The sequence below is a fragment of the Paraburkholderia sp. A1RI_3L genome (assembly GCF_048957895.1).
Lineage (GTDB): Bacteria > Pseudomonadota > Gammaproteobacteria > Burkholderiales > Burkholderiaceae > Paraburkholderia > Paraburkholderia kururiensis.
In genome coordinates this window covers 56,701-83,379 of sequence record NZ_JARCHA010000012.1, presented here as the reverse complement: position 1 = coordinate 83,379, position 26,679 = coordinate 56,701, and the positions used below count along the sequence as shown (strand labels likewise).

Sequence of the window (26,679 nt, the reverse complement as noted above, 5' to 3'; positions counted from 1 at the left end):
GGTTCGCCGCTGACGTGCCACGCGAGGCCACCATCCGGTGGCGCGCCGACGTGGCGGTGGAGGCAGTCGTGCTCGAGCAGTTCCGCTACGGGCCGTTGCGCGCCGCAGATGTGCATGCGCCGGTCAGCCCGGTCGATGCATTCCAGCAGGCCTTTTACGCCTGGGTGCAGCGGCAGATCCGCGAGCCGTTTCGCTTTCTCTCGTTCGGCCTCGACCTGTTCGACACGAACGCCGTGATGGACATTCTCGAGCATGGGTATGGCGTTGATGAGTTCAGGCCAGATGGCCCGCTGCATCTTGGCGTGCGGCTGGAGAACGAGTGGCTGCATGAGATGGGTGTGCTTGCCCAGCCATTACGGGAAGCTCATCCGCTTCTCTTGTACACCCTCTTTGACCTCGTTGACCGGGTGTCGGGCAAGACCGTTCTGATCCGCACGCCGGGCTGGTTCCTCTGTGAGGCGGCCTGCCGTCACTGGGACGGCGACGAAGCAGCCACGGATGCCGACGTCAGCGAATGGATGAAGGAGTACTACGGTGAAGACGAGGAAGTCGTGAACCGTTTTCTTCCATCGGTGCTGCGCCCCGAGCTGTACCCCGACGAGATCCGGATGCCAGCAAAGGTTCCCGGTCGCCGCTCGCGCAGCCAGGTGCTATCCGGGCGGGAATTGCGGCATCTGCAAAGCGGCACCACGCCGCTCGTGGCCCGGGTGTGCGTGGAACTAGCCGCGCTGCACCGCCTACTCGGGCGCGCAGGTAATCGACCGTTGCTGAACGACGGCCATGACGCGCGGCCGCTGTATTCGGGCTGCTCACTGGTGCTCGAGAGCAATGAGCGTATCGGCGAGTTGCTCGACGACTTTATGAATGGCGAGTACCAGGGCGGCGAGGCCACCGAGTACAGCTGCTTCATAACGTTTTCCAACAACAGGCGGGGCATCTGTGCGCAGTACGCGCAATGGAGCCTCGCCCTTCAGATGCTTCGCCACCTTGACCGCCTTCTGGCGCTGGTGGTGAGCCCTTGACCAGGAGTTTTCATGAAACGTGTTCATATTGGACAGACCGGGCACGACGTCACCCTGTCGTCGGCCCTCCTGCTTTACTCGGCGCAGGACGGGTCGCGTTACGCGACAGTGCATTCCGTCGCGGCTGAGCGTCAGACAGGTCGGCCCGTGATCGGTGCAGGCCGGCCGCTGAGCCGGCGCGCGCTCGTCGACGCACTGGTACAACTTGACCGCAACGCTGCGCCGCGCGACGAGTTCCTCCCTGGAAACGTGCTGGGTGTGACGTCAGCCGCGGTGACATGGTGGTGTCCGCCGATACGGCGCCGCGTGTTTTTCCAGTGCGAGACGATCGGTGAACGCAGTGCGGTTGTGCCGCATCCTGGCCTCGTTTTTCAGGCCGGTGCGGGCGGGTTCCGCGTTTTCGCGCTGAAGGGCGACACGCGCCCCGAGGCCGGCACTGAGCTCTTCGAACCGCCGTACTTCAACACGTGGGACCACGGCAAGATCTGCATCGGATCGGCCCGTGTTCCACGACGCATCGAGGTCTCGGCAATCACGGGATGGGAGGAGGGCTTCTTCACGTCGGCCTTTACTCACCCGAATCAGGGGAGCAAGCGCGTCGAGTACGCGAAGGGCTTCTATGGCTTCTGGACCGACATGCTCGACGGGAAGTTCGACACGTTCCCGCTCGAAGTGCTCGTCCCGATGAAGGGCGCCACGGCGGGCAGGCTCGTCGGAGGAAAGATCGGAGGTGAGGCATGAATCCGGTCGATACCGTCCTGCAGGGGTCGTTTCCGTCGGTGATGGTGCCCACGCGTGAATCCGTCGCGCCGATTGCTGGCGCCGGCGAGCGACTGCTCATCGCTTCCAATGGCGTGTTTCTCGAAGTCGACCGTCCGTGGATCAGGCTGGTCCGCCGCCTTGGCGTATTCGACTGGCGCACGCCGGTTCCGTATGGCGAGGTGGGGGAGCTGACGGATCTGCGTTGCGGTGCCATTCCCGCCGCGCTCGTTGTGGAGTTCGCCCGCCTTGCGCGGGCGGCACTGCCCAACGAAGTAGGCGCATGGATCGTGTGGGACGCGGTGACGAGGCAATTCAGGCTGGAAAGGCTTGCGTCGCTTTCGCACGGACCCGCCCATCTGCACTATGGGCGGCCGCAGTTGCGTGAAGGGGAGTGGCTGGTTGTTGACTGCCATTCGCACGGTCACGGGAAAGCATATTTCTCGTCCACCGATGACCGCGATGACGCGCACGACGTGAAGCTTGCGCTCGTGCTCGGAAGCTGCGATCGCACGCCGTCGGTGGCATTGCGGCTGTGCATGAAAGGCCGCTTCGAGGTTCAGGCCGGCGCCCCGGCTCACTGGCTGGCGGCACTGGCCGGGGAGGTCGCATGACTGGCGATGTTCTGCACGCTACCCCGGAACATATGGCGCGGAGCGCATGGAAGGTCGTCGTGATCGGTGCGGGGGGGACCGGCAGTGCCCTGCTGTCGTCGCTTGCCCGACTGCATCACGCGATGGTGGAGCTCGGGCACCCCGGTGGTATCGAGTGCACGGTGTACGACGACGACACGGTGAGCGAGTTCAACGTCGGCAGACAGGGGTTCTATCCGAACGACGTGGGCCAGTACAAGGCAACGCTGCTCGTGAACCGCCTGAACCTTCTGATGGGCACGAACTGGGTGGCCGAGCCGCGGCGCGTCGATTCGCGGATTAACCTGCATGCCGATCTCGTGATCGGCTGCGTGGACTCGCGACGCGCGCGCCATGCAATTGTGCAGGCCGCAAAGCGGGGAAAGTGCCGTTACTACCTCGATTGCGGCAATGAGGAGGATCGTGGTCAGGTTATTCTCGGCGAGTTTGGCAAGCCGCGGCACGACCGGTTGCCCCACGTGGGCGACCTGTTTCCCGACATGCTGAATCCGAAGAACGACAAAGCCGACGATACGCCTTCGTGCTCGATGGCCGACGCGCTGCGCAAGCAGTCGCTCGTCATCAATCAGGCGATTTCCGTTCAGGCGTTCAACCTGCTCTGGTCGCTGTTTCGGAATGGTGGTCTGGTGTTTTCTGCCGTGTTCGTGAATCTCGCAACGGGACGCACGAATCCGGTACCGATCGACGCGGCAGCATGGGCGCGCTTCGGGTACGAAGCACCGCCTTCAGGCAAGCCGGCGCGGCGTCGCAAAATTGCGCGCGGCGGCTAAGCTTGAGGAGCCACCGGCCTGCTCGGTCCACCCTGGCTGTTTATCGATCAGCGCCGCCCCTTAAAACGGGCGGCGTTTTTTTTGTCCGCCGTTTCCATGTGAGTGTGCGATGCAAATCACCCGTGTCGTAGTGACGGAACGAATAACACTACCGTCGCTGCGACCGCGAGCGCAGGCCCGAATGCGACGCGCGAATGGGCCGCGGCGTTGGAACGTGCGGTGCGCATCAGTCCAGCGAGCACTACAAGGGCGGCCGCTATGAACGCGACCGGCGGCAGTGCCTGCCAGCCGAGCCACGCGCCGATTGCCGCGAGCAGCTTGAAGTCGCCGTGGCCGATGCCATCCGACCGCGTGATGGCTACGACGAGCAGCGAAAGGATACGGAGGCCGAGGTAGCCGGCCACCGCGCCGATGACGGCGTCGGGCAACGGAGCGACGTGGTTGCCGAGATTGACGAGCAGGCCCAGCCAGAGCAAGGGCAGGGTGACAGCGTCCGGCAGCAGGTGATGGCGACGGTCGATGTCCGCAGCGATGAGCAGCGACAGGCAGAGGAGCGAAGCAACGAGCGCGGGCAGTGACACACCGCGTGTGGCGAGGGCCGTTACGGATGCGCTGGTGCACGCCAGCGCGCCCCAGACCCGGTCGCGGACTCGCGCTGGTTCTCGCTGCCCGGTCTCACCGAGTGACCGCAGGACAGCCGTGCCGATCACGGCTGACATATCCGGCACCACCGCACCCAGTGTGCAGGAGGTGCCAACGACTATAGCGAAAAGCTCAATGCTGACGAACGATGGCATGGGCTGGCTTAGAGTGGGCATGCTTACTGTCCAGGAGGTTATCCGTGGTCCGCTCCGTCTCACCGATGCCCGAGATCGCGCGCTTCATTGAGGCGCTCCGCGAGGCGTTTGGCGGCGACGAAATCAATGCGATCGTGCGACGGGGGCGGGCCGGCGAGCCGGTGTTCTTCGCGCGCGAGGGCGGCGTGGAGTTCGGCACGCCGCTCGGGACCGGAGCGGGATGGGACGCCTCGGCTGTCGTGGACCGCCACTATTGCGCCGGCTGCGGCGACGCGTGTCTCGAAACCGGGGTGCGCTGCAGTGAACATCGTGCGCGAGGCGCGGGCAGGCCTGCGCGATAAAAACGGGGTCGTTTTCGCGATCATTCCGACGGGCAATGTAGTCGCCGCGGCCTAGACTCTTCCTATCCCTCGCGCTTCTGGCGCATCGACCTGACCACAGCGGCTTGCCGTTGTGCTTCTTTCTGTCTTACCGGCCTGGCGCCTGTCCAGCCTCTATCGTTTTGATCCCCCTTGGGAGCCTACTCCCGGACGGGACGCGGCTCCCCTTTTTCATTCAGGAGCCGTCCATGTTCAAACGTGCGTTCCGTAGTGTCTCCATCGTCGTTCTCCTCTCCACGCTCGCAGCCTGCGCGAACATGACCGACTTCGGCTCGCCCGACGTCTATCAGCGTTCGGACGTGCAGCGCGTCGGTAGCCTCGAGGAGGTCACCGTTGTACGCGTGCGCAACATCACGATCCAGACCTCGGGCGACGGCTCGGGGATCGTCAGCCTGATCACCGCAGGTGCGAGTGCCTTTCTCGGCTCACAGGTGATCGGCAACGGCAACGGTCGCTATATCGCGGGCGCGATCTCTGGTGCCGGTGCGGGAGTGATCGCGCAACGCGTTGGCGCTGCGCTCTCGCGGACAGCAGGCCTCGAAATCGTTGTGCGTAAAGCAAACGGTTCGATGCTCGTGGTCACGCAGCCTGACGACCAGCGTTTCAAGCCGGGCGATCAGGTCCTGCTTGTCAGCAGTAACTCGGGCGTGCGCGTCACGCACTGAGTCTTTCCCTCATCCGCCGGCGGCACGCCGGCTTTCCTCTCCAGCACGGCGAGGCGTTTCCCACCAGGGACGCCTCGCTTTTTTCTTTTTCGAGGTATTCATGAATCATATTACGAGGATCACTCACGCCGATCGCCGCAGCGCGGGCGCCAGGCGTGATACCGAAATCGCACGCTGCGCTCGCGGCTTCCTGCGCCGTGTGGCAGGTGACCTGCGTCTGCGCGCGGGCCAGCACGACATCACGTCGCTACCTGCCGCGCGCGGTCGAGGCTGTCGTGTGACGCTGAACACCGGGCGGCTCATCGTCGAGGTGGCCGATGCACCGGCACGCAACAGCGTCGCTGTCTCGTTCCGCACCCGGCATGGCCGTTCCGACCTGTCGGGCGGCGGCGATAACGCAGTGAGTCTCGATCAGATCTCGTCGCGCGAGGGCTATGAGGCCATGCTCGCCGCACTGCGGCTGGCCAGTGGGCTCGATCAAGAGCGCCGCCAGGAGGCCGGATGAAGATCATTAGCGTCGTGGTCGAGTTTGCGTCCGGGATGGACATCACAGACGGAGCATCGTTCGATCCTGATTCCATGACGGTCTATCTTTCGGAGCGTCTCCGGCGGTTGTTGTTGGAGTCGGATACGACGGAGGCGCCCCCGAGGATTACGGCACAGGTCGACGACGCACGTTTGCCCGTGACTTCGCTCGACGGGCAGTTCATCGTGCGCGCCAGCGCGGCTGAGCCGGCGCCTCGTTCGCTTCTGTCTTTCCGCCGCTTCGGGCATGCCTGGAGCAAGGAACAACGACAGCAATTTGGGCGCTTTTCCCACACGTTGTCGGCGGCATCGATTGTCGGCGCAGTGGGTTATTGGCACTCTACTGGGACCTGGACCATCTCCGCCGTGCTGAATGAGGCGGTACTGGTGTTCCTGTTCGTGATACTCTTTTTGCGAGGCATGGATTCCATGAACGGAGAATGAGCATGGGCTTTGGACTGTTCGCCCTCGTTGTTGGTCTCGCTGTGTTTTTCTACGGCGGCCACATGACGAACCGGGGCCGTCAGGCGGATCGGGCGCATCGCTCGCATTCGCACTGACCGATCACTGTAGCGCCGGCTGACGTCGGCATAGTTGAGTAAAGGGCTGCACCTTCCGGTGCGGCCCTTTTTCTTTTCAGGGCCGCAAACATGCAATCAACGCTTGAGCTGGATCTGCCGGTCGCGCTTGCGGCCGCACCGTACGACACTTCCGGCAAAACGGTCGGCGAAGTGGCCCGCGAGATCGGGCGGAAGCTATGCAGGACCGGGCTTGAACCGGAGTGGGTCTGCATTTCGAATTTCGTCGGTGATCCGAAGTGCAACGTCTACGGCCTGCGCGAGACGGCGCCGTGGCCGCAGGCTGGTAGTCCGAAGGAACGCCTGAGCCTGTCGGTCGAACGCCGCCACTCCGAAGGCTGGGTCATTCACATCGAGTACATCGCATTTCATGCGAAAGGCGAGGGCGGCTACTGGAGCAGCGTGCCGCTGCTGCGCATCAAGACGCTGACACGCACCCTCGCGTGGTCGGTGGCCGCAGTGGTTTCTCGCCTGCTCGATATCGACTGACGGAACCACCTTCCTCTTTCCCTTCCCTTGCGGGGCATTGCCCCGGACGGGTGATGCTTCGCCTTCAGGAGCTTCACCATGTACACACTTTCCATTCCCAACGCAGTTCTCTCGGCCAGCACGCTCGCCGGCCTCTTCGGTCTGTTCCGTGACGAGCGTGTGCGCGCGACGGAATCGGCCCAGATTGCACTCGGCGGCGCACCGGCCGGCGTGAGCGTCACGCGCTACAACGGCAAGCTCGCACTCCGTCAGCCCGGCACGGCGGATTCGATCGTCGCCGGGATGCTGGATGAAATGCGCAGCGTGGCCTTTCTTGACGACCGCGGCGTGCAACGCCAGCCGTGGGAAATCTGTGCAGTCGACTGGGATGGGCTGTTTGCGTTCGTCGATGTTTGCAGAGAACCGCAGTTGCTGCTCAGCTTCGACCAGATCGACGCAGCCGTCACCGAGGCTCGCGGGCGCGGCCGCAGGCTCAACCTCTCCGATCTGTGCATCGAGGCCATGAAGCGTCGCTTCGGCTTCGGCTACGCAGGACCGGCGCTCCCCGGCACACGGGAGGTCAGCAGTCGCCATGAGGTGCAGGTCGCATACGCGCTGCTCGCGAACCTGCCGGTACCCGAGGCGGTGCTCGATGGCTACCGCCGCAACAGTGAGGCGTTCCGCTATGGTCCGTACTGGGCAGCAACGCTCGTGTATGTCCCGGAGTTGCGCGGCGCGATTCCGGGCGCAAAGCTGCAGCACATCGTCTCCGTCATGAAGCACAACGGCAAGGCGATCGATGCACAGAATGCCGACGTCCTCACGAGGATCGCGCGGCTGCTGCAGGACTGCCCCAGCTATCCAGATGTCGAGGATCTGCTGCATGCCAACGGCTTCATCGACGACCTGCCGTTGCCCGCCGCGTTCGACGTGCCGGTCGACGTGGGAGAACCCGTCTCGCCGCTCGCCATCCGTGTACGTGAACTCGTTGCGGACAGCACGCGCAAACGTGCGATCGACCAGGCCGACAGGGAGCTGGCTCTCGGCCGCATCAGCGGACGCATGCATCGCCACCACTGCAATATCGCGCGGCTGGAGCACGGCCGCCACACCTTCGCGTATGGAAACCGGCTCTCCCGCGCGCTGGACCAGCGCGACGTCCGCCTGCTGCTCGAGGTGCTGGATACCTCGGACGAGCATAACCGCGCGAGCAAGACGGCGTTCCGCGAGGTCCTCGGTGTCAAAGTCCTTGGCGTGCGTGCCGTTGCCCGGCGCCGCGCGGTTTTTGCGCTTTGCGGCTACAGTGAGGACGAGCAGGCGCATTGGGAGCGCGACGCTGCGCAGGCGAAGGCGCAGCGGGATGCGGAGCGCGACCTGAAGGAGGCGCGCGACGCCGCGGCCCGCGCAAGTTACAGGGCCGGCAACGGTGCCGAATTGAGCGGGGCAGAGCACGTCGATCTCGCGATCAGCGAAGGGTATTGCACCATCCACAGCTTCCGGCGTGGCGCGATACTGAACTATGCGCTGATGCGCGGCAACGAAAGCGCGGCGCGGCGTCTGAGCGCAAAGGACGGTACGCTCGCCTACGCGCGCGCCCTGCTGGAGCGGCGCGCTGCGTAGACTCTTGTTTGCTGAAGTCCGCCGGCGCCTTGTGCGCCGGCTTTTTTTTGTCCACGGCAAACGTCCCGCATCGAAAGCCACGCGGAATTCGCGAGCATTGCGGCGTTCGCGTAGGTAGCTCACGCCTACACTGGCCCCTATCACCCGCGTCCCTGACGCATCGACCACGCCGGCACTGCCGGCAATCCAACCCGCCTGCCGGGGGCATCGTCCCTCGGGGGCGTGCTCCCGTCGGGCTTTCCGAAAGGACTGCCCATGAACCCGCAACCCGCCGATGTACCAATTGCGCAGCTTGAGTGCGCGATCAATCACTGGCGCGAACGCCGCCCGTCTGCCGATCCCGATAGCCCGGTGCTGTGTGCCGAGGCGCGCTCGCTGGCCGACGTATACGGTCTCGCGATCTATCACGGCTGGACGCGTGTTTCGCGCGCATCGCTAAACGACACGCAACGGTCCGCGCTCGACGCCGCCCGGCCGTAAGCCGCATTACCGCGTCGTTCGACGCATCACAACGCCGCCACCGCGGCCATCTCAATGACCCCGCCGGGATAACGCTCCCGCCGGGGGTGTTGCTGCGCGGGGTTTCTCTTTTCTCAGGAAACCTTCATGCAAGTCAACGCTTCCCAGCTCAATGCCCTGCTCACGGCCTATGTCCCCCATCGCCTGCCGGTCCTCATCACCGGGCGCCCGGGTATCGGCAAGAGCGACATCGTCGCCCAGGTCGCCGCTACCCTCAGTCATGACCTGCTGATCAGCCACCCGGTCGTCGAAGACCCGACCGACTCCAAGGGCCTGCCGTTCGCCGCGGCTGACGGGAGATCGGCGCGCTTCCTGCCGTTTGGCGATCTGGAGCGCGCCCTGCAACCGCGCGAGCGTCCGCTCATCTGGTTCCTTGACGATCTCGGGCAAGCCTCGCCAGCCGTGCAGGCCGCCAAGATGCAGCTGCTGCTCGCACGCCGCATCGGCGAGCACAGGCTTCCGGATCACGTCACGTTTCTCGCGGCCACCAATCGCCGCAACGACAACGCGGGCGTGAGCGGCATCCTCGATCCGTTGATCTCCCGCTTCGCAACGGTCGTCGAGCTTGAGGCCACCATCGAGGAGTGGACCGCCTGGGCCGTGGCCAACAACGTCAAGCCAGAGCTCATCGCATTCCTGCGCTTCCGCCCGGATCTGCTGTCGGTCCAGAAGACCTCGCGCGACATCGAAGCGACACCGAGTCCCCGCAGCTGGGGCTTCGTCGCGAAGGCGATGGGCGTTGTGCCGAAAGAACTCGAGCTGATTTCCTATGCCGGCGCGGTGGGCGAGGGACCAGCCACGGAGCTGATGGCGTTTGTGGAGATCTACCGCGAACTGCCTTCGCCGGCGGCGGTCCTCGCCGCGCCCGATGCGGCGCCGATTCCGGAAAAGCCTTCGGCCCTGTATGCGATCAGTGCGGCGCTGGCCATGTACGCGAACGAAAGCAACTTCGAGCGCGTCGTGACCTACACCGAACGTCTGATCGGCGCGGGTCTGAACGAGTTTGCCGCGTTGCTGGTGACCGACGCATTGCGCAAGACGCCTGCCATCGCGAACACACATGCCTTCATCAGGGCGCAGGGCGGTCCGATCGGCACGCTGATCCACGGCTGAACGCCACGCCTTCCTTTCGTTGTTCCGGGCGGCGCGCATCGCGCGCTTCCCGCGTCGCAGCTTCCTGTCCTGACTTATTCCATCCCATACATTTCTCTGGAGTTTCTCCATGAACATCACCGACATCCAGTCGCGCGTCATGCTCTGCTCGGTCACCATCTCGTCGTGGGTTGCACGGCGGTTTGACCTGAAGGTCACCGAGGAGGTCGAGAGCCGCCACGACACGAAGGGCATCGGGCGCTTCAACAAGCGCCTGCTGCCCGAGAATGCGCCCAGCTTCAAGGAAGTCGTGTCGCTCGGTGGTCGCATCCGCCGCTACTTCTACGACCACACGCTGGAATACAACCAGCTGTCCGTGCGTCTGCTGCCCACGGAGATCTACATGGACTTCTCGGCGCAGATGCGCCGGATGAAGGACGAGTTCGATCTCGCCGTGCAGGTATTCCTCACCGACTACCTGGACCTCAAGGAACAGGCACGGCAGGAAATGAATGGCCTCTTCAACGAGGCCGATTACCCGACGCTTGCCCAGCTGGGGGCGAAGTTCGGCGTGCGCATGTCCGTGCTGCCGTTTCCCGACGCGAGCCAGTTTGGTGTCGATCTGCCCGAGGACGTGCTTACGAGCCTGCGCTCGGAAATCGACCAGCACGTCATGCGCTCCATCGAGGATGCCAATCAGGACATCGTGCGGCGTCTTTACGATGCTGTGTCGGCGATGGCCAACCGGCTGTATGCGGCGGGCAACGTGCGTATCGACGTCGCCGATAACGTACGCGATCTGTGCGGGCTGTTGCCGAAGCTGAACTTCAGTAACGACCCGCAGCTCGACCACATCCTTGAGCAGGCCCGCCGTCACCTTGCAGTGCATACCGGCATAGAACTGAAGGAATCCGAGGTGCTTCGCTCTCAGGTTGCCGCCAAGGCGACGGAGATCGAGGAACTGATGGAAGCCTTCATGGGCGGCAAGCCGCAGACGGCGCTGCCCGCGGCGGGTACTGCGTCGCATCTGCGCATCGCGGCGTGAGGCGCCCATGGATGCCCGTATCTCGAAGCAGCGATCGGCGCTCGTGCTGAACCAGCCGTTCTTCGGTGCGCTGGCACTGCGCCTGAAGGTGATCGAGGATCCGGCGTGCAGGACTTTCTGGGTGGATGGGGAGCTGCTGGGCTACAACCCGGCGTATCTCGCCACCTTGAACGATCTCGAATGCCGGGGTGTGCTGGCGCAGCTGATCCTGCACGTCGCCAACGGTCACTGCTTCCGGCAGGGGCCGCGCGACGCGGACCGGTGGAACGACGCGTGCGACCATGCGATCAATCCGATCGTGAAGCAGGCGGGTTTCGTACTGCCATTACCGCACCTCGACGACGCCCGGTTTCACGGGAAGTCGGCCGAGGAGATCTACGCGGTCCTCACGCAGGAAGCAAGGCAGAAAGAGAAGGAGAAGTCTGGCGGCAAGACCGGTGCGAACGCGCTGGTGGACCAGCCGGCACCCGCGAACGGCGCGAACAATCCGTCAGCGGCTCCCGAACCGGATGCCCCACCTTCCTGCGGCGAGGTCCGCCCCTATCCGGGGCCGGACAAGCCGGTGAAGGAAGCCGGGTGGAAGGTCGCCGTGCTTCAGGCCGCGAAAGCGGCGAAGATGCGCGGGTCACTGCCCGGCAGCCTTGCGTCTCTCGTGGAGGAAACGGCCGAACCCTCCGTGGACTGGCGCGCGATCCTGATGCGCTTTGCGCAGCGGGTGACCCACGACGACTACAGCTGGGCGATGCCAAACCGCCGGTATCTGCATCTGGGCCTTTACCTGCCGTCGCTGCATTCCCCGGCAGTAGGCGATGCCGTGTTCGTACGGGACAGCAGCGGGTCGGTCTTCGACGAGACGCAGGCTCAGTTTGCAGCTGAGGTGATTCACGTCGCTGAGGTCGTGCGGCCTGCGCGGCTCATCGTGCTCGACTGCGACACACGCGTGAGGCAGGTGCAGGTCTTCGCGCGGGGCGACCCCATTGATCTTGCGCCGGTGAAGGGCGGCGGCGGCACGTCGTTTGTAGATCCGTTTCATCGGGTGGACGAGGAGGGCATCAATCCGGCGTTCCTCGTCTACCTGACGGACATGGAGGGCAGGTTTCCCGACGTCGCGCCGTCGTACCCGGTCCTGTGGGCGTCGACCACGCCGCTGAAGCGTGCGCGGCACGCGCCTTTTGGCGAGACGGTCGAGGTGATTGTCTGACCGTCCAACTTGCTGCACCCAACCCGGCTCCTTCGAGCCGGGTTTTTTTTCGTCTGTTCCGAACGCGACGAGGCTGGAAAGCTGCACAAAAACCGCACCATTCCGGGTTTTTCCGTTCAGGCGCCTGAACGGCGGCTCTGCGCGGTCGCGGCAATCGGCGCCACGCGTTGAGCCGCGCAAAAAGCTGACCAATATCGCGGCTCTTTTGCCTGACGGGGCACACGGGCGCGCCCGAACAATACAGGCATGTCCGATGCCGCCGACAACTCCGCCCTGAAATTCAACCGCCTCGAAGAGAGCGCGGTGAAGATGTTTTTCGCCTCACTGCGCCCGTTGCAGGAGTTTCTCGACGCGCCCGATATCGCGGATGTGCTCGTCAACCACCCCAACGATGTGTGGATCGAGCGGCGCGGCGTACTCACGCGCGTACCCCTCCAGCTCAACCCCTCGACGCTGTCCGGTGCGATTCACTCGCTCGCCTCATCGGTGGAGAAATCCGCGAAGGCTGGCACCCACCAGGGGATTCTCAACGCGGGTCACGGCACCCTCCGTATTGCGGCGGTCATGCGACCGACGGCAATCGACGGCGATGCGCTGGCGATCCGCAAGCATCGCGACAGGCATCTCTCGCTCGACGACTACGTCACCGCAGGTGCGTTCTCGCGGGCGCGCGCCCGTCAGGACGAAGACATCGAATACTTCCCGCCTGGCGCAGAAAACGACGAGCTGCGCCAGGCGCTGCGCGAAATCGTGCGGGCGAAGAAGAACATCCTAGTTGCCGGCGGCACCTCCTCCGGCAAGACGACCTTGCTAAACGCGATTGGCGCCGAGATCCCCGACGAGGATCGCGTTATCACGATCGAGGACACGAAGGAGCTGAATCTCCCGGTCCCGAACCTGCTGCGGCTGCTATCGAACACCGACACGGGCGTGACGACGCAGATGCTCGTTGCACTGTGTCTGCGCTTTCGCCCGGACCGGATTCTGGTGGGCGAAGTGCGCGGCGGCGAGGCATACGACTTCATCCAGGCGCTCAACACCGGTCATGACGGCGGTCTGGGCTCGATCCACTCCAGCACTGCGCGCGGCGGGCTGCGCCGGCTCGAGAGCCTCGCCATGCTTGGCGTGCCGTCCGGCACGCGCTGGGACATCGGCGACTTGCGCCAGAACATCGCGAGCTGCTTTCACTACGTCGTGCACATGAAGCGCACAGGCGAAATGCGCCACCTCTCCGAAATCCTCGAAGTGCGGGGTTACGACAACGGGGATTACATCCTCAAACGCGTTTTCTAAACCACTGGAGTGGACCACAAATGAAGCAACGCCTGACCTCCTTCCGACGACGTGTCGCACAGCGCGCGTGCGAGGCATACGCACGACTCTTCAGCCGGCGTGAGCTCCGCACGACGCTCGTTGCGCTGACCCTGAGCGCCATCGCACCGCTCGCTTCGGCCTCGTCGACCGATCTGAGCGATCTGGGGTCGGCGACGGATGTGATCTGCCTCGTCTCCAACTGGATCAGCGGGCCGTGGCTCTTCGGGATTGGCCTCGTGATCATGATCGTGGCCTGCATTGCAATCGCGACGTCGGAAAGCACGATCGCGAAGGTGCTGTCCGCGGCATTCGTCGGGATCGGCTTTGCCGCCTGTGCGGTCCCCGTGCTGAAGAACCACTTCAAGATTTCATATGTCTGCACGTAAGCCCGTCAAGGTCAGCCGGTCGCTTTCGCTGCCGCGCCAGATTGGCGGCGCGGACCGGGTACTTGCGCTCGCCAACGGCCTCGTCACCGTCATGCTGTGCTACTCGTGTGGATTTGATCTCGGCAGCTGCGTCGGCTTTATCACGATGGGCGTCGCCGTGCACTTCTTCCTGCGCTGGATGAGTTCGCGCGATCCCTGGTGGCGCCTCGTCATGCTCGTCTACAACCGCTACCCGGACGTCCATGAGCCGTCGCCCTCGCTCAGGTCATCGGCACGCTTTCGCCGGCCCTACGGATTTGACCAGGACCTGCCATGCTGAAGTCCGCAAAGCGCCGCGCGCTTGCGCGCCGGCCCATTCACGAGATCGTCCCGTGGATGACGATGGTGACGCCCAGTCTCGTGCTCGACAAGGATGGGTCGGTGCTCACGTCCTTCGAGTACGAAGGCATCGACATCGATACACCCAACGCCGGCGACATCACGGCCACGCGCAACAACCTGGATCAGGCCTGCAAGAACTTTGACCATCGTGTCACCGCCTGGTGGCGGCTTGCGCACCGGCGCGTGCATGGCGACATAGACGGCGATTTCGCCTCGCCGCTCGATGCGCGGCTGAACGAAATCAACCGCCACAGCGTCGGCAGCGGGAAATACTTTCGCAACACGCACTCCCTGTCGCTCGCCTTCACGCCCGAGACCGGCATCAACAAGTTCTTCGAGAAGGTCGGCTATCACCTCAAGGTCGGCGGCAAACCCATGCCGCTCGCAATCTTCGAGGCGGTGCGCGACCAGGTCCTGACGCGGAACGCGTTCGTCTTCGACGTCGACCAGCTGACCGCGGACATCCGGCGCTTCGAAGGCGTGCTCGACGCGTTTCGCGGCGGCGTGGGGCGGCTCAGGATGAAACGGCTGGAGCTGCAGCATGCGCTCGCCTATCTGCATCAGACCGCCAATCCCTCGGTGCCGCCGCGGCGTGTGCGCTACCCGGTCACGATGCTCGATACGCATCTGACCGAGTCGACAGTGACGTATGGCGCAGAGCACCTGCTGTTCGAATCCGCGCACGGCAAGCGATACGCGAAGATTGTCGCGGTGAAGGAGTGGCTGGGCTTCCAGGAGGCTGCGCTCGACGTGCTGTGCGATGTCGACGCCGAGCTCGACATCTGCGTGATGTTCCGCTTTCTGAGCACCAGCCGCGCTGAAGCGTTCATCAAGTCAGTGCGCAAGTTCTTCAAGGCCGCCGCGTTCAATCCGTGGGCCATCGCGAAGGCCTATTTCGCGAAAGAGGAGCAGAAGAACGAGAAGGATCGCGAGACCCTGGCCGACGAGGCCGAGGACGCCCTCAAACGCCTGAATGCCGAGGGCGCGCAGTTTGGTTACGCCAACATCTCGGTGGTCGTCTACGGCGACACACAGGAAGAGTGCGATCAGGCCATGTCCGATGTGGTGGGGCGCCTGAGCAACGCGGGCTTCGGACTGATCCTGGAGAAGGACAACCTGCCGGCCGCCTGGGCGAGCACGCTGCCTGGCCGCTGGGACCAGCAAAAGCGCCTCCAGTTCGTGGAGACGGCCGCCGTGTCCGATGTGGCGCCCGTACGTGGCGTTCCCGAAGGCCCGGAGGTCAACGAGTGGCTCACCCAGCAGTTCGGACGCAGGACTGGCCCGACCACGATACTGCCGACGCGTCACCGCACCCTGCAGCGTGTCGTGCTGCATCATCCGAGCGGGCGCGCGCACCTGCTCGTTGTGGGCCCCAACGGTGCGGGCAAGACGATGCTGCTCAACTTTCTGCTCTCGCAAATGGGGCGGCACGATGCGCGACGTGTGCGTTTCGACAAGGAGCGCTCGACGCGCATCCCGACGGTCCTCTCCGGGGGGCATTTCATCGACGTCACCGGCCGGTACACGGCGGCTACCCCGATCAATCCGCTGTCGCTTCTCTCCGAAGAGCGCCACTACGTATATGTCGCCAACTGGGTCCAGATGGCGATCGAGGACGACGAGGCCGGCGGCTTCCGGTGCTCGCCGGCACAGGAGCGCGAGATCTACGAAAAGGTGCAGATGCTCGCGACTGGCTACAGCGCCGAGTACTGGACGTTGTCGTACCTGACCACGCTGCTGTCGTCCGAGCTTCGCGAGCGGCTGCGGATCTGGACCAGAGGGGAGAAAAACGGCCAGTTCTTCGACCACGCCGAGGATGCGTTTGCGCTGTCGGAAAACCTCTCCATCGAGTGCGGCGACCTGTTCCAGAACCACCCCGAGGCCGCGTTCCTGTTCATGGACTACGCGTTCTACCGCGTCTCGCAGTGGCTTGACGGCAAGCGTTTCACGGTCATCGAGGTCGAGGAGTGCGGCTTCTATTTCCTGTACCCGCGCTTCTATGCGCGGCTGGAACTGTGGGCAGTCACCATCCGTCGCCTGAACGGAATGCTGGCCCTGGCTACCCAGTCACTCAAGCAGCTCGAGCGCGTGGCGAACTTCGAGATCCTGAAGGAGCAGTTGCAGAACATCGTCTATCTGGCCAACGCGGACGCGCGCAGCAACCGCAAGCTCTACGCGGATGTGTTCGGGCTGACGGATAGCCAGATCGACATGGTGGCCGATGCGGTGCCCAACCGCGACTACCTGTGGGTCACGCCCACGCACACGCGGATGCTTCAGGCGAGTTTCGACCGCGAAACGCTTGCTGCGCTGCGCGCCGATGGCCGCGCGCAGAGCGTGCTGGACCGGCATTTCGAGTCAGGCGACGAGCACTGGCGCGAGAACTACATGCGCGAGATGCTCGCGCAGGACTGAGAGGGGTGAAACGATGAAGAAGTTTGGGACTACCGCTTTGTGTGGTGTGGCAGCTGCGCTATGCCTGATGCAGCCGGCGTCGGCACAGTGGGTCGTCTTCGATCCGACCAACTTTGCACAGAACATGATCACGGCGGCAAAGGCGATCAAGGGCGAGATTTACCAGGACACAAACATCGCCTACCAGTACCAGATGATGGCCAACCAGCTGCTTCAGGCGACCAACCTGAACCCGACGGCGATGAAGGCGCAGTACGACCAGATCACGGGCGATATCTCCAAGATCAACACTTACAACAGCAACCTGCAGAGCCTCTACGGGAGCCTCTCGCAGGGCAGCTCATACATCACCCACATCCAGAACCTGATTTCGACATCGGGCAAGTCGCCGACGCAGTGGCTCTCCGACATGAACGCGCTTTACAAGCAGGGCGACCAGACCGCGACGAGCCTGTTCCAGATGGGCAACGACGTGAACCAGCACATCCAGACGCTGGCCTCGCGACGCGCTGAACTTCAGTCGCAGCTGTCGATGACGCCGACCCAGGAGGCGACGGCCGCGCTTACGACGCACTACCTCGATATCGTGACGAGCCAGAACAGCGACCTGCTGCAGATGATGGCCGCCAAAACCCAGACGGATGCGCAGCAGTCGGCTATGGACAACGCGATGGCGAAGGACCGGGCGGCTGCCGCGCAGAGCTTCCAGGCGAAACAGGATGCGGAGCGCGCGGCGCTTAGCGCCATGCCGACAAACTGAGGCGGCACATGAACGTGAGACGCAACTGGATCGCCGGGCTGCTGTTCGTCCTGACGCTGTTCGCGGCGGCCAGTGCGCGTGCCGACGACACCCAGGCAGGCGGCCAGCAGATTACCCCGGCCAGCGACAACACGGTCACCGTGACGTCCACGGGTAATGACACATTCGGGTCAACGATCAAGAGCGGCGAGATCGCGCAGGGCAATGCATCCGCCGCGTCGAAGCTCAACGCCCTGTTCAGCGCGATCATTCCGGCGGCCGTGGCGGCGAGCCAGAGCCTGAAGCCCGAGGCTGACAAGTTTGCGGCAGGCCTGGGCGCGATAACGCTGGTTTTGACCTTTGTGCGCTATGCCGCTACCCGGGACCCCGTGAATGCATGGGTCGTGGTGTTCGAGGAGCTCGCGATGCTCGGGATCTTTGCATCGATCTATGTGGGCTACCAGAACTTCTCGCAGGGCTTTTACGGATGGTTCCAGACGCTCGCCGGCATGATCCAGTCTGGTGCGGGGGCAGGCTTTCTCACCATGACCGGCGGTGTCGCCGGCACGGCGTTCGAGTCTATCGTGCAGGCCTACAAGGGCACGCACTGGTACGAATACATCGCCCTGACGATCTCGCTGGTTCCGCTCATTTTCGCCTACATCATCCTGATGCTCACGGGGGTCGTGTTCACGTTCATGAACAATCTGGGCCTGATCCAGGCGGCTGCGGGCATCGTCATGGGCCAGATCGCGATTGCGCTGGGTTTTTCGTCATTCACGCGTGGCTACTTCAAGTCGTGGCTCGACTACATGATCAGCGCGGGCATGTATTGCGTGGTGAGCGCCATTCTCGCGAGGCTCGTGATCGGCTCGCTATCGACGGCGCTTACGGCCGCCACCGCGAACGGCATGACGACGGCACAGGGGGCATCGTACGTCTTTGACCTGTCGCTTTTCGTCTTTCTCCTCTCGTTCGAGATTCCGAAATTTGCGGGTATGTTCGGCGGCGGCGCCAACGCCTCGGGCTCCCTCATCAAGAAGGCTGCGAGCGTCGCCACGGGGGGCATCCTGTGACCGCCAGCTCGTTGCATCAGCCGATGGAGCCCGCGGCACTGGTCGCCGTGCACGAGCGCCGCGTGGCGCTCATCCGGCAGGCTGCCAACGAGGCGAGCGAGCCAGAGTACCGCCAGCGCTGGGGCGAGGTGCTCGGGCGCTGCGCAACGTGGTTCTCGAGCCTGCCGTGGTCGCCGGAACTCTACCGCGAGCCCGGTGGTGCCTTCCGCTGCACGGTGGAAACTGCGTTCTACGCGATGCGTCTGGCGGGTGGCCAGAAGTTCGGCACGAACCTGCCATCCGAACATCGGCGCCGGGTCGAGCCGCAGTACAACCATGCCGTGTTTCTCGCCGCGGTGTGCTCCGGTCTGGACGAGCCGTACCGGCATTTTGTGGTGCTGCGTGAACGCGACCGTGCAGAGTGGAATCCCGCCGCGCATGGGGCCCTTGGCCCGTGGCTCGGTGGGAGCGCCTACGCTGTTCAACGCCGCGCGGCGCCGCTGCCGGTAGAACGCATGCGCACCGCGCTTTTCGCGCAAAACCTGATTGGCCACGAGCTGCTGGCCGGATACGACGCGGACGTGCTGACGCAGCTGTTTGGGGCGATTAACCCCGTGCCTCATCCGCAAGGTGCCGAGTCGCTCGTGCACAAGGTCGTGCGCCAGGCAGTGAGCGTGGCGGCCGACTTCGACCGAAAGGCGCAGCAGGGCGTGTACAACGCGGTGCCTTATCCGGTGCCGGCTGCGGTGCACGTCGCGGCGGCGGTGCAGCCGGTAGTGACCTCGCCGGCCGTGCCACCAGCCGCGGCGCATGCCGCGGGTGGCTCGCAGGCAGCGGTGACTCCCGCGGTTCCGCCCATGTCGCCCCCTTCGGCAACCTCGGCCGCAGTGCCAGCCGTCGCACCGGCCTCCACCGCGCCCTCTGTCGCGCATGGTGCCGACGCACGTACGGCGACGTCACCGGCAGACTCCGCCGCGAACGCAACGGGGCCATCGTCGCTGATGGAAGCGATCCGGGAAGACCTGGTGAGCGCAACGACGGGCGACTCCACTTCCGCGCCAGCGGCGCCGTCTGCCCCGGAAGGTGTGGCCCGCACGACTGGCCAGAAGCAGGACGCGCAACTCGGTTTGCCGTTTCAGGGCGATACCGTACCCGTGGCGGCGCCTGTCGATCCGGGCGCGATGCGTCCCCGCGCGGCACGCGAGGAACGCGCAGGCGTGCCTGCCACGTTCGACCAGGTGCTCGAGGGTCAGCCCAACATGATCCGCGAGTTTTTCCGGGCGCTGGCCGAAGACGTTGCAGCGGGCAAGGCAAAGGTCGCCTGGACCGACAAGGGTCTGTCAGTATCGAAGCGGCTCGTGGGCAGCTACGGCGTGGCCAGCGACACGCTCGTCGAACATCTGCGCAGGCGCGGCCTGCTCGTGGCCAATGCGCAGACGGAGATCGTGCTCGCGCCGCGCGCGGGCGAACTCATCGTGGAGCGCGGAGCGTGAACGCTGTCAGCCCCTACATCAACCATTTCCGGCCGGTCTACGAACTCCGGGCAACGATTTTCTGGTTCGTTGCCCTCGTCTTTCTCCCGTTCTCGGGCATGCCCTATGGCTGGGCCTTTTCTCTTGCGATGCTGGCGCCGCTCGCCTTGCGGGGCACGCAGGTCTGGAAGGCGCTGCGCTTTCGTCTGGCGATCTCGACCAAATGGCTCACGACGCTTCCAGTGCCCCAGCTGATGGCGGTGCAGAGGAAGATGCGCGAGGAGAGCAACTCGATGTACCTGGGCACAGGCTTCGAGTGGACCCAGAAGCACTGCCAGATCGCACACGATATCCTGCGCATGCCCACTACCGACATACCGGGATTGCCGAAGTGGCTGGGGAAAACGCGACGCGGTCGCGAAATAGAAGCGGCCATCGAGAAGATGTTCGTACCGGCCAACAGCATTCGCGACCGCGAGCCGCAGGGCGTCTCGTGGATTCACGGCATGGAGCCCAGCAAGGTCCGCATCCCGTTTCACTACAAGGCGATGAGCGCGCACACCGCCGTGGGCGGCACCACCGGTTCGGGCAAGACGCGCACCTACGAGGTCATCTCCACCCAGGTGATCCACTGCGGCGATGTGCTTATCGTCATTGACCCGAAGAACGACAAGGACTGGAAAGCGCGTGTCGAGCGCGAGTGCGCACGCACCGGCCGCAAGTTCCTCTATTTCAGTCAGGCCAAGCCGCTCGAATCGATCCGGCTGAATCCGCTGGAGAACTGGTCGCAGCCGTCAGAAATCCCCGGGCGCATCGCACAATTGATGGATGAGGGGCCGTTCCGGGACTTCGCCTTCCTTTTCATCGATCGCGCGGTCAAGGGCGAGCTGTATATCGGGGACAAGCCGAACCTGCGCTCCATTCTCAAATATGCGCAGGCCGGTGTCGCCAAGCTGCTCGAACGCAGCTTGGAGCGGTTCTTCCGGGAGAAGGGCCTCGACAACTGGGAAGAGCTGGTCGCCACGACGGTCACCCAGATCGGCGGCAAGCCTGGGAGTACGTCGCGCGTCGACGCCATGGTGCTGCTGTACAACGAGCGGTACGCGCATAACGATCTCGGCCACGAGGCGATCGACGGGCTTATTGCGACTCATACACACGACCGCGATCACTACACGCGGGTCATCGCGTCTGTCATGCCGCTCCTGCAGATGCTCGCGACCGGCGAGACGGGCCTTATGCTCGCTCCCAAGGTCGAAGACTTCGAGGACGAGCGGGAAATCTGGGACATCGACCGGATCATCAAGCAGAAGGCCGTGCTGTACATGGGCTTCGACTCGTTGTCGAACAGCATCGTCCAGAAGGCAATCGCATCCCTCGTGCTGGCCGACGTTGCGGCAGTGTGCGGCGCGATCTACAACTTCTACAAGGAGACGCCCGATGTCGTGCTCATCATCGACGAGGTGGCCGAAGCGATCAACGAGCAGGTGATCCAGATCCTCAACAAGGGGCGCGGCGCAGGCTTCAAGGCGTTCGTCGCGTTCCAGACACGCTCCGACCTGGAAGCGAAGCTCGGAAACGCTGCAAAGATGCTGCAGGTTTTGGGCAACCTGAACAACCAGATCATCTTACGCTTGGAAGACAGCGACACGGCACAGTGGTTCTCGGACAAGGTCGGGGAGACAGCCATCCGCAATATCCAGGTGTCCGGTGGCACGAGCCGCGGCAGCGAAGGGCACATCGGCGAGTTCAACGGAACCATCACCCGGTCGCTGCAGCTGGAGAAGGTGCCACTCATCCCCGTGGCGCTCATCCAGCGCTTACCCAACCTGCAGTACTTCATGCGCATCTCAGGGGGCGCTGTGTATCAGGGCCGCATTCCAATCCTGCAAGGCTAGACAAAACAGGCATGACTTCCACCTTGTTCAAAAAAATCATTCGCGAACACAGACTTTCCTCCCACCTGGTGCCGGTGTTTACGATCGCGCCCGAGCTTGAACTCGCCTGCTCGCGTCTCGCGGATTTTATCGGTGAGCGTTTCGAAGGGGAGCGCAAGCCGCTCATGTGCGAGATGCTGGAGGACGGCGTCGCGGAATACAGACGCGTGCGTAAGACGGGCGAGCCGCATGTCGCATTCATGCGCGGTCTGTTCAGCCGCGCGCATCTGCTCTACGCCCGGCGCTACGTGGCGAATGAGGGGGACCGAGTGCATGTGTGGTGGCCGATGCTTGAACCCGTCACGGCGTTCGAGGCCCGGTTTGGTGAAGGCGCGACCGCGATGGTCGACGAGGCGTGCCCCGAACGCATTACCCATAAGACCGCAGCTTTCCAGCTCGCAGCCCGGGCGCTCACCGGCGAGGGGTTCCGGCTCTACTTTGAGGACTACGATGTCGCTCACAGCTACCCTGATCGCGAAGCTGTCGGGGCTTGACCAGGTCGACGCCGCGCGCGTGCTCTCGACGGTGCGTTCGCAGGATGACCTCGCGGCGCCTGCGCCGCCGGAGTTCGCGCGCGGACGCAAGGCCCGTGCGTACGGGCTCGCAGTTGTCATCGTGCGCAACCCGGTGCGTTTCTGGCTGGGCCTCCTGGGCCTGACCGCATTCCCGGTCTACCTGCTCCTGTCCGTGGTGGAGTGGCTTCATGGCTAGCAGCCGCTTCGTACGTCACGTCAAATGGTGGTTCGTGATCATGCCGCTGGCCACTGGCCTCGTAATGCCGGTTGTGCCAGATCGCGCCCTGTTCGAGGTCAGCGACGTCGAATCGCAGTCCGTTGTCGATATGCTGGGCGAGGTCCGCGCAAGCGATGCCGTCGATGCAACCAACGCGCTGTTCCGCCGCTGGTTCGTCGACTCCGGTGCCGTGCGTGCGACGATGACCGCCGGGAGCGACCGCAGTGACCTTGATGCCGACGGCCTGAACGGCTTTGCCCGGGACTGGGCACGCCAGTTCTGGATGCTGGTGTATCGCGCGCTGTACCGCGTCCTGGTCATGCACACGTGGTTCGCTGGCATCGCGGTACTCAGCATCGCCGCGGCTATTGACGGCGCAGTGCGCCGGAAGGTCCGGGCGGCTGCCGCCGGCATGGCCAGTCCGCTTTCCTTCCATCTGGCCATGCACGCGCTGCTCGTTCTTACGGGCGGCGCGTTTTCAGTGCTGTTGCTGCCGGTGCCGCTCGTCGCCCAGTGCTGGACGCTGCTGGCCATATTCCTGCCGCTGCTCATCTGGATCGTCAACTCGTCGGCCTGAGGGTCATCGGTCCACTTTCGTTGTCTCCTCCCGGAAAGCTCACGAATTCTGTGAGCTTTCTGCCTTTTGTCGTTCAGGCGCCTGAACCGCGGGGCAATGCCGCGCGTCGGCGCGGACCGCGCCCTGCCGGAAAGCCCGCGCAATTGAACGCGTTTTGCCCCGACACGGCGGCGGCCCGCCGGAACAATAGGTGGGTGCCGCGCGCTGGTGCGCGTGCAACTCATAAGGGACAACGACATGAGCACCATCAACGAAGACGTGACGACCGATGCCGCAGCGGTGGCAGGTGTCGCCGGTGCGCTGGCATCAGGGCAGACTGCGATGGAACACGGCGACGCGGGCGAGCATGGGCGCGCACTGACTGACGGCTCCGACGATGAGGAGCTGGAGAGCGAACTCCAGCGCATGGAGAGCGATGCGGTGACGCTGCAGCGCGAAGGCATGATCAACGAGAGCGAAGCCAGCGAGAAGCTCGAGCAGGTCGCGCGCACGCGCCGCTTCTTTCGCGACCTGCCGGCGGCCGAGCGCCGTGCGATCGTCCTGCGCCGCCGCGAGATCGGCCGGCAACTGCTGGACAGGCAACTGTCGGGCGCGGCTATCGTCCCCGCGCAGGTTCGCCTGAACCATACCCGCCTGCGGCCTCTGTTCGAACAGTGGTGGCCGTATCTCAACCGCATGAGCCTCAACATGCAGCGCTTTGGTCGTGCAACGTTCGGCGAGGATGACAAGGACACCGTCAACGCCTGGTTCGACAAACAGCTGGATGCGCTGGAGGCCTACGTCGACGAGCAGTTCCAGGTGGCCGAGGGCTTCCGTCAGCGCACCGAGCGCGAAATGGTGGCGCGTGGCGATATCGTGTTCCAGCCTTCCGTCACGAAGCCCGCACTCGATATCTCTGTCGAGGCCTACTCGCGGTTTGCGATGCGCCTGCTCTCCATCATCATGCGGTTCGACAGGGTGATGGACCACTTCGATTTCCTCGTCTGGAACGCCGTGCGCGACCAGTCCGACGTCGACGAGGAAACGGGCCGCTTCCTGCGCAAGTTCCAGCCGGTCGGTGTGCGGGGTTACATGACCCACCTGCGCCTGATGACGGCGGTGCGCGGTCTCTGAGCGACGCCATGCTTGACGGCCTGAACCCGCAGCAGCTGGAGGTAGTCCGGTCACTCCGTCCCTGCCTGGCCGTGGCCTGCCCGGGTGCCGGCAAGACGAAGACGATCGCAGCGAGAGCGGCCGTCCTGCTTCAGGAGCCGGGCACCCTGGTTGGCGCGGTCACGTTCAGCAAGGAGGCCGCCATCGAGCTGCGCGAACGCATCCTCAGGCTTGTGGGCTCGGCCGCAAAGAGCCGCCTGATCGCCGGGACGTTCCACTCGCTTGGCTTCCGGCAGATCGGGCACCGCGGCGGTCGGCGGCAGGACATCGCTTCCGATGGTGACCGCATGGGCCTGCTCATGCGGGCGCTGGCCGAGACTGGCCTGAACTGGAAGGTTGAGGAGGCCGTGCCGGTCATCGAGCAGCTGAAGACGGGCGTCGCACACGCCGTCGAGGGGTCGCCCGAATCGATCCTCTACGAAGCGTATCAGGAGGCGCTCGTGCGCAACGGCAAGATCGACTTCCAGGACATGCTGCGCCTGTCGATTGCGGGCATGCAGTCGGGTGACATCGAACCATACGCGTTCACCCATCTGCTCGTTGACGAATTCCAGGACACGGACCCCCTGCAGTACCGCTGGGTCGAACTGCACGCGGACGCCGGCGCATGCGTGACCGTGGTTGGTGACGACGACCAGAGCATCTATGGCTTCCGGGCGGCGATGGGTTTTCGCGGCATGGAGGGGTTCGCGGGCAAGTTTGAGGCGCAGCGCGTGGTTCTTGGCAGCAACTACCGGTGCCGTGCCGAGATCCTTGCCGCTGCCGACCGTCTGATCCAGCACAATCAGGACCGCATCCCCAAGGTGCTGCACGCCGAGAAGGGCGCGGGCGGCGTGGTGGTTGCTCGACGCTTCGATGACGAATACGACGACGCTGCGGCTGCCGTGGAAGCGCTCCAGCCGAAGCTCGGTTCGGGCCAGTCGTGTGCCATCCTCGCGCGCACTAACCGCGTGCTGGACGCCATCGAGTCGGTCTGCCGCTCGTATGGGGTGAAGTATTACCGCGCTTCCGGGCGCTCCGTGCTCGATCAGCCTGAGGGCGCGCTCATGTGCAACCTTCTCCAGATCGTGCAGCGGGTGAAGCTCAACGGCCTCGATGCAGTGCTCGGATACGCCGGCATGAGCACGCGCGACCTCACTGCGTTGCATAACGCGATGGGTGCGACGCTCGTTCAGAAGCAGAAGAGGGAACTCGTCGCGCTCGGACTGACCGATGACACCGCGTCGGCCTATCGCAGCTTCATGAAACGTCTTGCCGAATGGCAGACGTTGTCCGAGCGGCGGTTCTACTCGCTCGCACTCGAGGGCGTACGCGAGTGGATGATGACCTTCGTGCGCAAGGAAGCAGCCGAGCGCGCAGTGATTGCGACATACGACGTCGTTTCACGGCTCAATGGCTCGTTCAGCGAGCGCATCGAGTTTCTGAAGCGTGCCAACAACGAGGCGGCGCCCGACGCGCTCGTACTCACCACCATGCACAGCTCGAAGGGGCTGGAGTGGGACCACGTGTGGATCACACGTGCGGAGGAGAACGTCGTGCCAGACCCGAAAAGCCCGGAGTCGGAAGAGCGGCGGCTCTTTTACGTGGCCATGACGCGTGCCCGCGAGACGCTTACGATCTCGTCGGTCCGGAAGAATCCGCCGACGCGGTTTATTCACGAATCATGCGTGCGAGAAGCCTGAGCCTGAGGCCTCTGTGTGTGTTTGAGTCCGCATATCCCATCGATCGATCGATCGAGCGAGGCATTCGGCGCTGGCATTAAGGTCAGTGGTAGTCATCTTCGCGCTGATGACGAACGGCAAGGATTGTGACGTGGCATATGTCCGCGAGCGGTCCGCCTTCGATTTCGAAGAGCGCAACGTATCCGGAATCGCCGAAGGAAATAACCAGCTCGCGCAGGAACGGGTTCGCTTCGTCAACCTTGCGACAGGTGAACGGGAAACTCTCCAGCAACCGGGTGGCGTGGCGAATGGCTTCCAGTGCGCGCGCCGCGGCTTCTGTGTCGCGCTTGAGCAGGAAGCTATAGAGGCGTTTGAGGTCATCGCGAGCATCCCGGGTGTAACGGACGCGAAAGTTCACTGAACTTTCCGGGCTGCGTTTAGCATGCTTTCCAGCTCGGCATGCACTTCCGCCGAATCAAAATATTCGTTGTCACGTTGGGCCTGTGTCCGGGAGGCGAGTCCGCGCGCGATGAATTCATGCTGCAGGCGCCGACGCGCGATTCCTTCGCGCAGAGCCGTTTCCATGAATGCAGACAGCGACTCGTTCTCATGGAGTACCTCTTCTGCGGCCCGTCGCAGGTCAGGGTCAACGCGCAGTGGCGGCATGGTCGCGGTTTTCATTCGATCCTCTGTGCATCGCAAATGTGATGCAAGAATAGCACACCGGCAGCCGTGCTGATTGCAGCGCGCTCGCGGCCGCACCA

General features: G+C 64.0%; 30 protein-coding genes. 27 read left to right on the top strand and 3 right to left on the bottom strand.

Going from position 1 to position 26,679, the window contains the following annotated elements:
* Window positions 1-14 precede the first annotated feature (14 nt).
* The 4 genes from PXJ20_RS26770 to PXJ20_RS26755 are packed head-to-tail and all read left to right on the top strand — an operon-like array spanning window position 15 to window position 3,204.
* The gene (locus tag PXJ20_RS26770) at window positions 15-1,022 is read left to right on the top strand and encodes a PRTRC system protein F (protein ID WP_421057447.1); all 1,008 of its coding nucleotides are present in this window, start codon (window positions 15-17) and stop codon (window positions 1,020-1,022) included.
* Between the two features lie 12 nt (window positions 1,023-1,034).
* Entirely contained in the window at window positions 1,035-1,763 is a 729-nt protein-coding gene (locus PXJ20_RS26765) for a PRTRC system protein B (RefSeq protein ID WP_421032762.1), read from the top strand.
* On the top strand, window positions 1,760-2,395 hold the full coding sequence (locus PXJ20_RS26760; protein ID WP_042303800.1) for a PRTRC system protein A: 636 nt from the start codon (window positions 1,760-1,762) through the stop codon (window positions 2,393-2,395). The genes PXJ20_RS26765 and PXJ20_RS26760 overlap by 4 nt, the downstream gene beginning before the upstream one ends.
* Window positions 2,392-3,204 carry a PRTRC system ThiF family protein gene (locus PXJ20_RS26755; RefSeq protein ID WP_421032761.1) on the top strand — a complete coding sequence of 271 codons (813 nt, stop codon included), beginning with the start codon at window positions 2,392-2,394 and terminating at the stop codon, window positions 3,202-3,204. The genes PXJ20_RS26760 and PXJ20_RS26755 overlap by 4 nt, the downstream gene beginning before the upstream one ends.
* A 116-nt stretch (window positions 3,205-3,320) precedes the next feature.
* Here the strand turns inward: PXJ20_RS26755 and PXJ20_RS26750 are convergent, their stop codons facing one another.
* A complete protein-coding gene (locus tag PXJ20_RS26750) occupies window positions 3,321-4,022 on the bottom strand; it encodes a prepilin peptidase (RefSeq protein ID WP_421032760.1) in 702 nt (233 codons plus the stop codon).
* A gap of 23 nt (window positions 4,023-4,045) precedes the next feature.
* Between PXJ20_RS26750 and PXJ20_RS26745 the strand changes: the two genes are divergently transcribed.
* From PXJ20_RS26745 to PXJ20_RS26635, 23 genes are all read left to right on the top strand, one after another.
* Window positions 4,046-4,342 (top strand): hypothetical protein, encoded by a 297-nt coding sequence (locus tag PXJ20_RS26745; protein WP_421032759.1) that lies wholly within the window; start codon window positions 4,046-4,048, stop codon window positions 4,340-4,342.
* 227 nt (window positions 4,343-4,569) lie between these two features.
* On the top strand, window positions 4,570-5,046 hold the full coding sequence (locus PXJ20_RS26740; protein WP_042303803.1) for a membrane protein: 477 nt from the start codon (window positions 4,570-4,572) through the stop codon (window positions 5,044-5,046).
* A gap of 100 nt (window positions 5,047-5,146) precedes the next feature.
* Window positions 5,147-5,551, top strand: coding sequence for a hypothetical protein (locus tag PXJ20_RS26735; protein WP_126879728.1), 405 nt, complete (start codon window positions 5,147-5,149; stop codon window positions 5,549-5,551).
* The gene (locus tag PXJ20_RS26730; RefSeq protein WP_421032758.1) at window positions 5,548-6,015 is read left to right on the top strand and encodes a hypothetical protein; all 468 of its coding nucleotides are present in this window, start codon (window positions 5,548-5,550) and stop codon (window positions 6,013-6,015) included. The genes PXJ20_RS26735 and PXJ20_RS26730 overlap by 4 nt, the downstream gene beginning before the upstream one ends.
* A 206-nt stretch (window positions 6,016-6,221) precedes the next feature.
* A complete protein-coding gene (locus tag PXJ20_RS26725) occupies window positions 6,222-6,638 on the top strand; it encodes a hypothetical protein (protein ID WP_042303806.1) in 417 nt (138 codons plus the stop codon).
* A 159-nt stretch (window positions 6,639-6,797) separates the two neighbouring features.
* Window positions 6,798-8,237, top strand: coding sequence for a hypothetical protein (locus PXJ20_RS26720; protein WP_421032757.1), 1,440 nt, complete (start codon window positions 6,798-6,800; stop codon window positions 8,235-8,237).
* Between the two features lie 255 nt (window positions 8,238-8,492).
* Window positions 8,493-8,717 carry a DUF3717 domain-containing protein gene (locus PXJ20_RS26715; protein ID WP_042303808.1) on the top strand — a complete coding sequence of 75 codons (225 nt, stop codon included), beginning with the start codon at window positions 8,493-8,495 and terminating at the stop codon, window positions 8,715-8,717.
* Between the two features lie 126 nt (window positions 8,718-8,843).
* Window positions 8,844-9,869: an ATP-binding protein gene (locus PXJ20_RS26710; RefSeq protein ID WP_042303809.1), complete on the top strand. Its 1,026-nt coding sequence runs from the start codon at window positions 8,844-8,846 to the stop codon at window positions 9,867-9,869.
* A gap of 109 nt (window positions 9,870-9,978) precedes the next feature.
* Window positions 9,979-10,893 (top strand): hypothetical protein, encoded by a 915-nt coding sequence (locus PXJ20_RS26705; RefSeq protein WP_421032756.1) that lies wholly within the window; start codon window positions 9,979-9,981, stop codon window positions 10,891-10,893.
* 7 nt (window positions 10,894-10,900) lie between these two features.
* On the top strand, window positions 10,901-12,094 hold the full coding sequence (locus PXJ20_RS26700) for a DUF2201 family putative metallopeptidase (RefSeq protein ID WP_421032755.1): 1,194 nt from the start codon (window positions 10,901-10,903) through the stop codon (window positions 12,092-12,094).
* Between the two features lie 246 nt (window positions 12,095-12,340).
* The gene (locus PXJ20_RS26695) at window positions 12,341-13,387 is read left to right on the top strand and encodes a CpaF family protein (RefSeq protein ID WP_421032754.1); all 1,047 of its coding nucleotides are present in this window, start codon (window positions 12,341-12,343) and stop codon (window positions 13,385-13,387) included.
* A gap of 20 nt (window positions 13,388-13,407) precedes the next feature.
* Window positions 13,408-13,794, top strand: coding sequence for a TrbC/VirB2 family protein (locus tag PXJ20_RS26690; protein WP_421032753.1), 387 nt, complete (start codon window positions 13,408-13,410; stop codon window positions 13,792-13,794).
* The gene (locus tag PXJ20_RS26685) at window positions 13,781-14,113 is read left to right on the top strand and encodes a conjugal transfer protein (protein WP_421032752.1); all 333 of its coding nucleotides are present in this window, start codon (window positions 13,781-13,783) and stop codon (window positions 14,111-14,113) included. Before PXJ20_RS26690 ends, PXJ20_RS26685 begins: the two co-directional genes overlap by 14 nt.
* Window positions 14,107-16,590, top strand: coding sequence for a VirB4 family type IV secretion system protein (locus tag PXJ20_RS26680; RefSeq protein ID WP_421032751.1), 2,484 nt, complete (start codon window positions 14,107-14,109; stop codon window positions 16,588-16,590). Before PXJ20_RS26685 ends, PXJ20_RS26680 begins: the two co-directional genes overlap by 7 nt.
* A 13-nt stretch (window positions 16,591-16,603) precedes the next feature.
* Window positions 16,604-17,350, top strand: coding sequence for a DUF4141 domain-containing protein (locus PXJ20_RS26675; RefSeq protein WP_421032750.1), 747 nt, complete (start codon window positions 16,604-16,606; stop codon window positions 17,348-17,350).
* Between the two features lie 8 nt (window positions 17,351-17,358).
* The gene (locus PXJ20_RS26670) at window positions 17,359-18,405 is read left to right on the top strand and encodes a type IV secretion system protein (RefSeq protein WP_421032749.1); all 1,047 of its coding nucleotides are present in this window, start codon (window positions 17,359-17,361) and stop codon (window positions 18,403-18,405) included.
* Window positions 18,402-19,877, top strand: coding sequence for a TraI domain-containing protein (locus tag PXJ20_RS26665; RefSeq protein WP_421032748.1), 1,476 nt, complete (start codon window positions 18,402-18,404; stop codon window positions 19,875-19,877). Before PXJ20_RS26670 ends, PXJ20_RS26665 begins: the two co-directional genes overlap by 4 nt.
* Window positions 19,874-21,754 carry a conjugative transfer system coupling protein TraD gene (gene traD, locus PXJ20_RS26660; RefSeq protein WP_421032747.1) on the top strand — a complete coding sequence of 627 codons (1,881 nt, stop codon included), beginning with the start codon at window positions 19,874-19,876 and terminating at the stop codon, window positions 21,752-21,754. The genes PXJ20_RS26665 and traD overlap by 4 nt, the downstream gene beginning before the upstream one ends.
* 11 nt (window positions 21,755-21,765) lie before the next feature.
* Window positions 21,766-22,287 (top strand): hypothetical protein, encoded by a 522-nt coding sequence (locus PXJ20_RS26655; RefSeq protein WP_126879743.1) that lies wholly within the window; start codon window positions 21,766-21,768, stop codon window positions 22,285-22,287.
* On the top strand, window positions 22,244-22,504 hold the full coding sequence (locus PXJ20_RS26650) for a hypothetical protein (protein ID WP_421032746.1): 261 nt from the start codon (window positions 22,244-22,246) through the stop codon (window positions 22,502-22,504). Before PXJ20_RS26655 ends, PXJ20_RS26650 begins: the two co-directional genes overlap by 44 nt.
* A complete protein-coding gene (locus tag PXJ20_RS26645; protein ID WP_421032745.1) occupies window positions 22,497-23,102 on the top strand; it encodes a DUF4400 domain-containing protein in 606 nt (201 codons plus the stop codon). The genes PXJ20_RS26650 and PXJ20_RS26645 overlap by 8 nt, the downstream gene beginning before the upstream one ends.
* Before the next feature lie 237 nt (window positions 23,103-23,339).
* Window positions 23,340-24,215: an ATPase gene (locus tag PXJ20_RS26640; RefSeq protein ID WP_421032744.1), complete on the top strand. Its 876-nt coding sequence runs from the start codon at window positions 23,340-23,342 to the stop codon at window positions 24,213-24,215.
* Between the two features lie 8 nt (window positions 24,216-24,223).
* Window positions 24,224-25,936: an ATP-dependent helicase gene (locus PXJ20_RS26635; protein WP_421032743.1), complete on the top strand. Its 1,713-nt coding sequence runs from the start codon at window positions 24,224-24,226 to the stop codon at window positions 25,934-25,936.
* 82 nt (window positions 25,937-26,018) lie between these two features.
* Here PXJ20_RS26635 and PXJ20_RS26630 read toward each other — a convergent pair whose 3' ends face one another.
* Together PXJ20_RS26630 and PXJ20_RS26625 are read right to left on the bottom strand one after the other, a co-directional pair.
* Window positions 26,019-26,333, bottom strand: coding sequence for a type II toxin-antitoxin system RelE/ParE family toxin (locus tag PXJ20_RS26630; RefSeq protein WP_421032742.1), 315 nt, complete (start codon window positions 26,331-26,333; stop codon window positions 26,019-26,021).
* Window positions 26,330-26,596: a YlcI/YnfO family protein gene (locus tag PXJ20_RS26625; protein WP_421032741.1), complete on the bottom strand. Its 267-nt coding sequence runs from the start codon at window positions 26,594-26,596 to the stop codon at window positions 26,330-26,332. The genes PXJ20_RS26630 and PXJ20_RS26625 overlap by 4 nt, the downstream gene beginning before the upstream one ends.
* Between the last annotated feature and the right edge of the window lie 83 nt (window positions 26,597-26,679).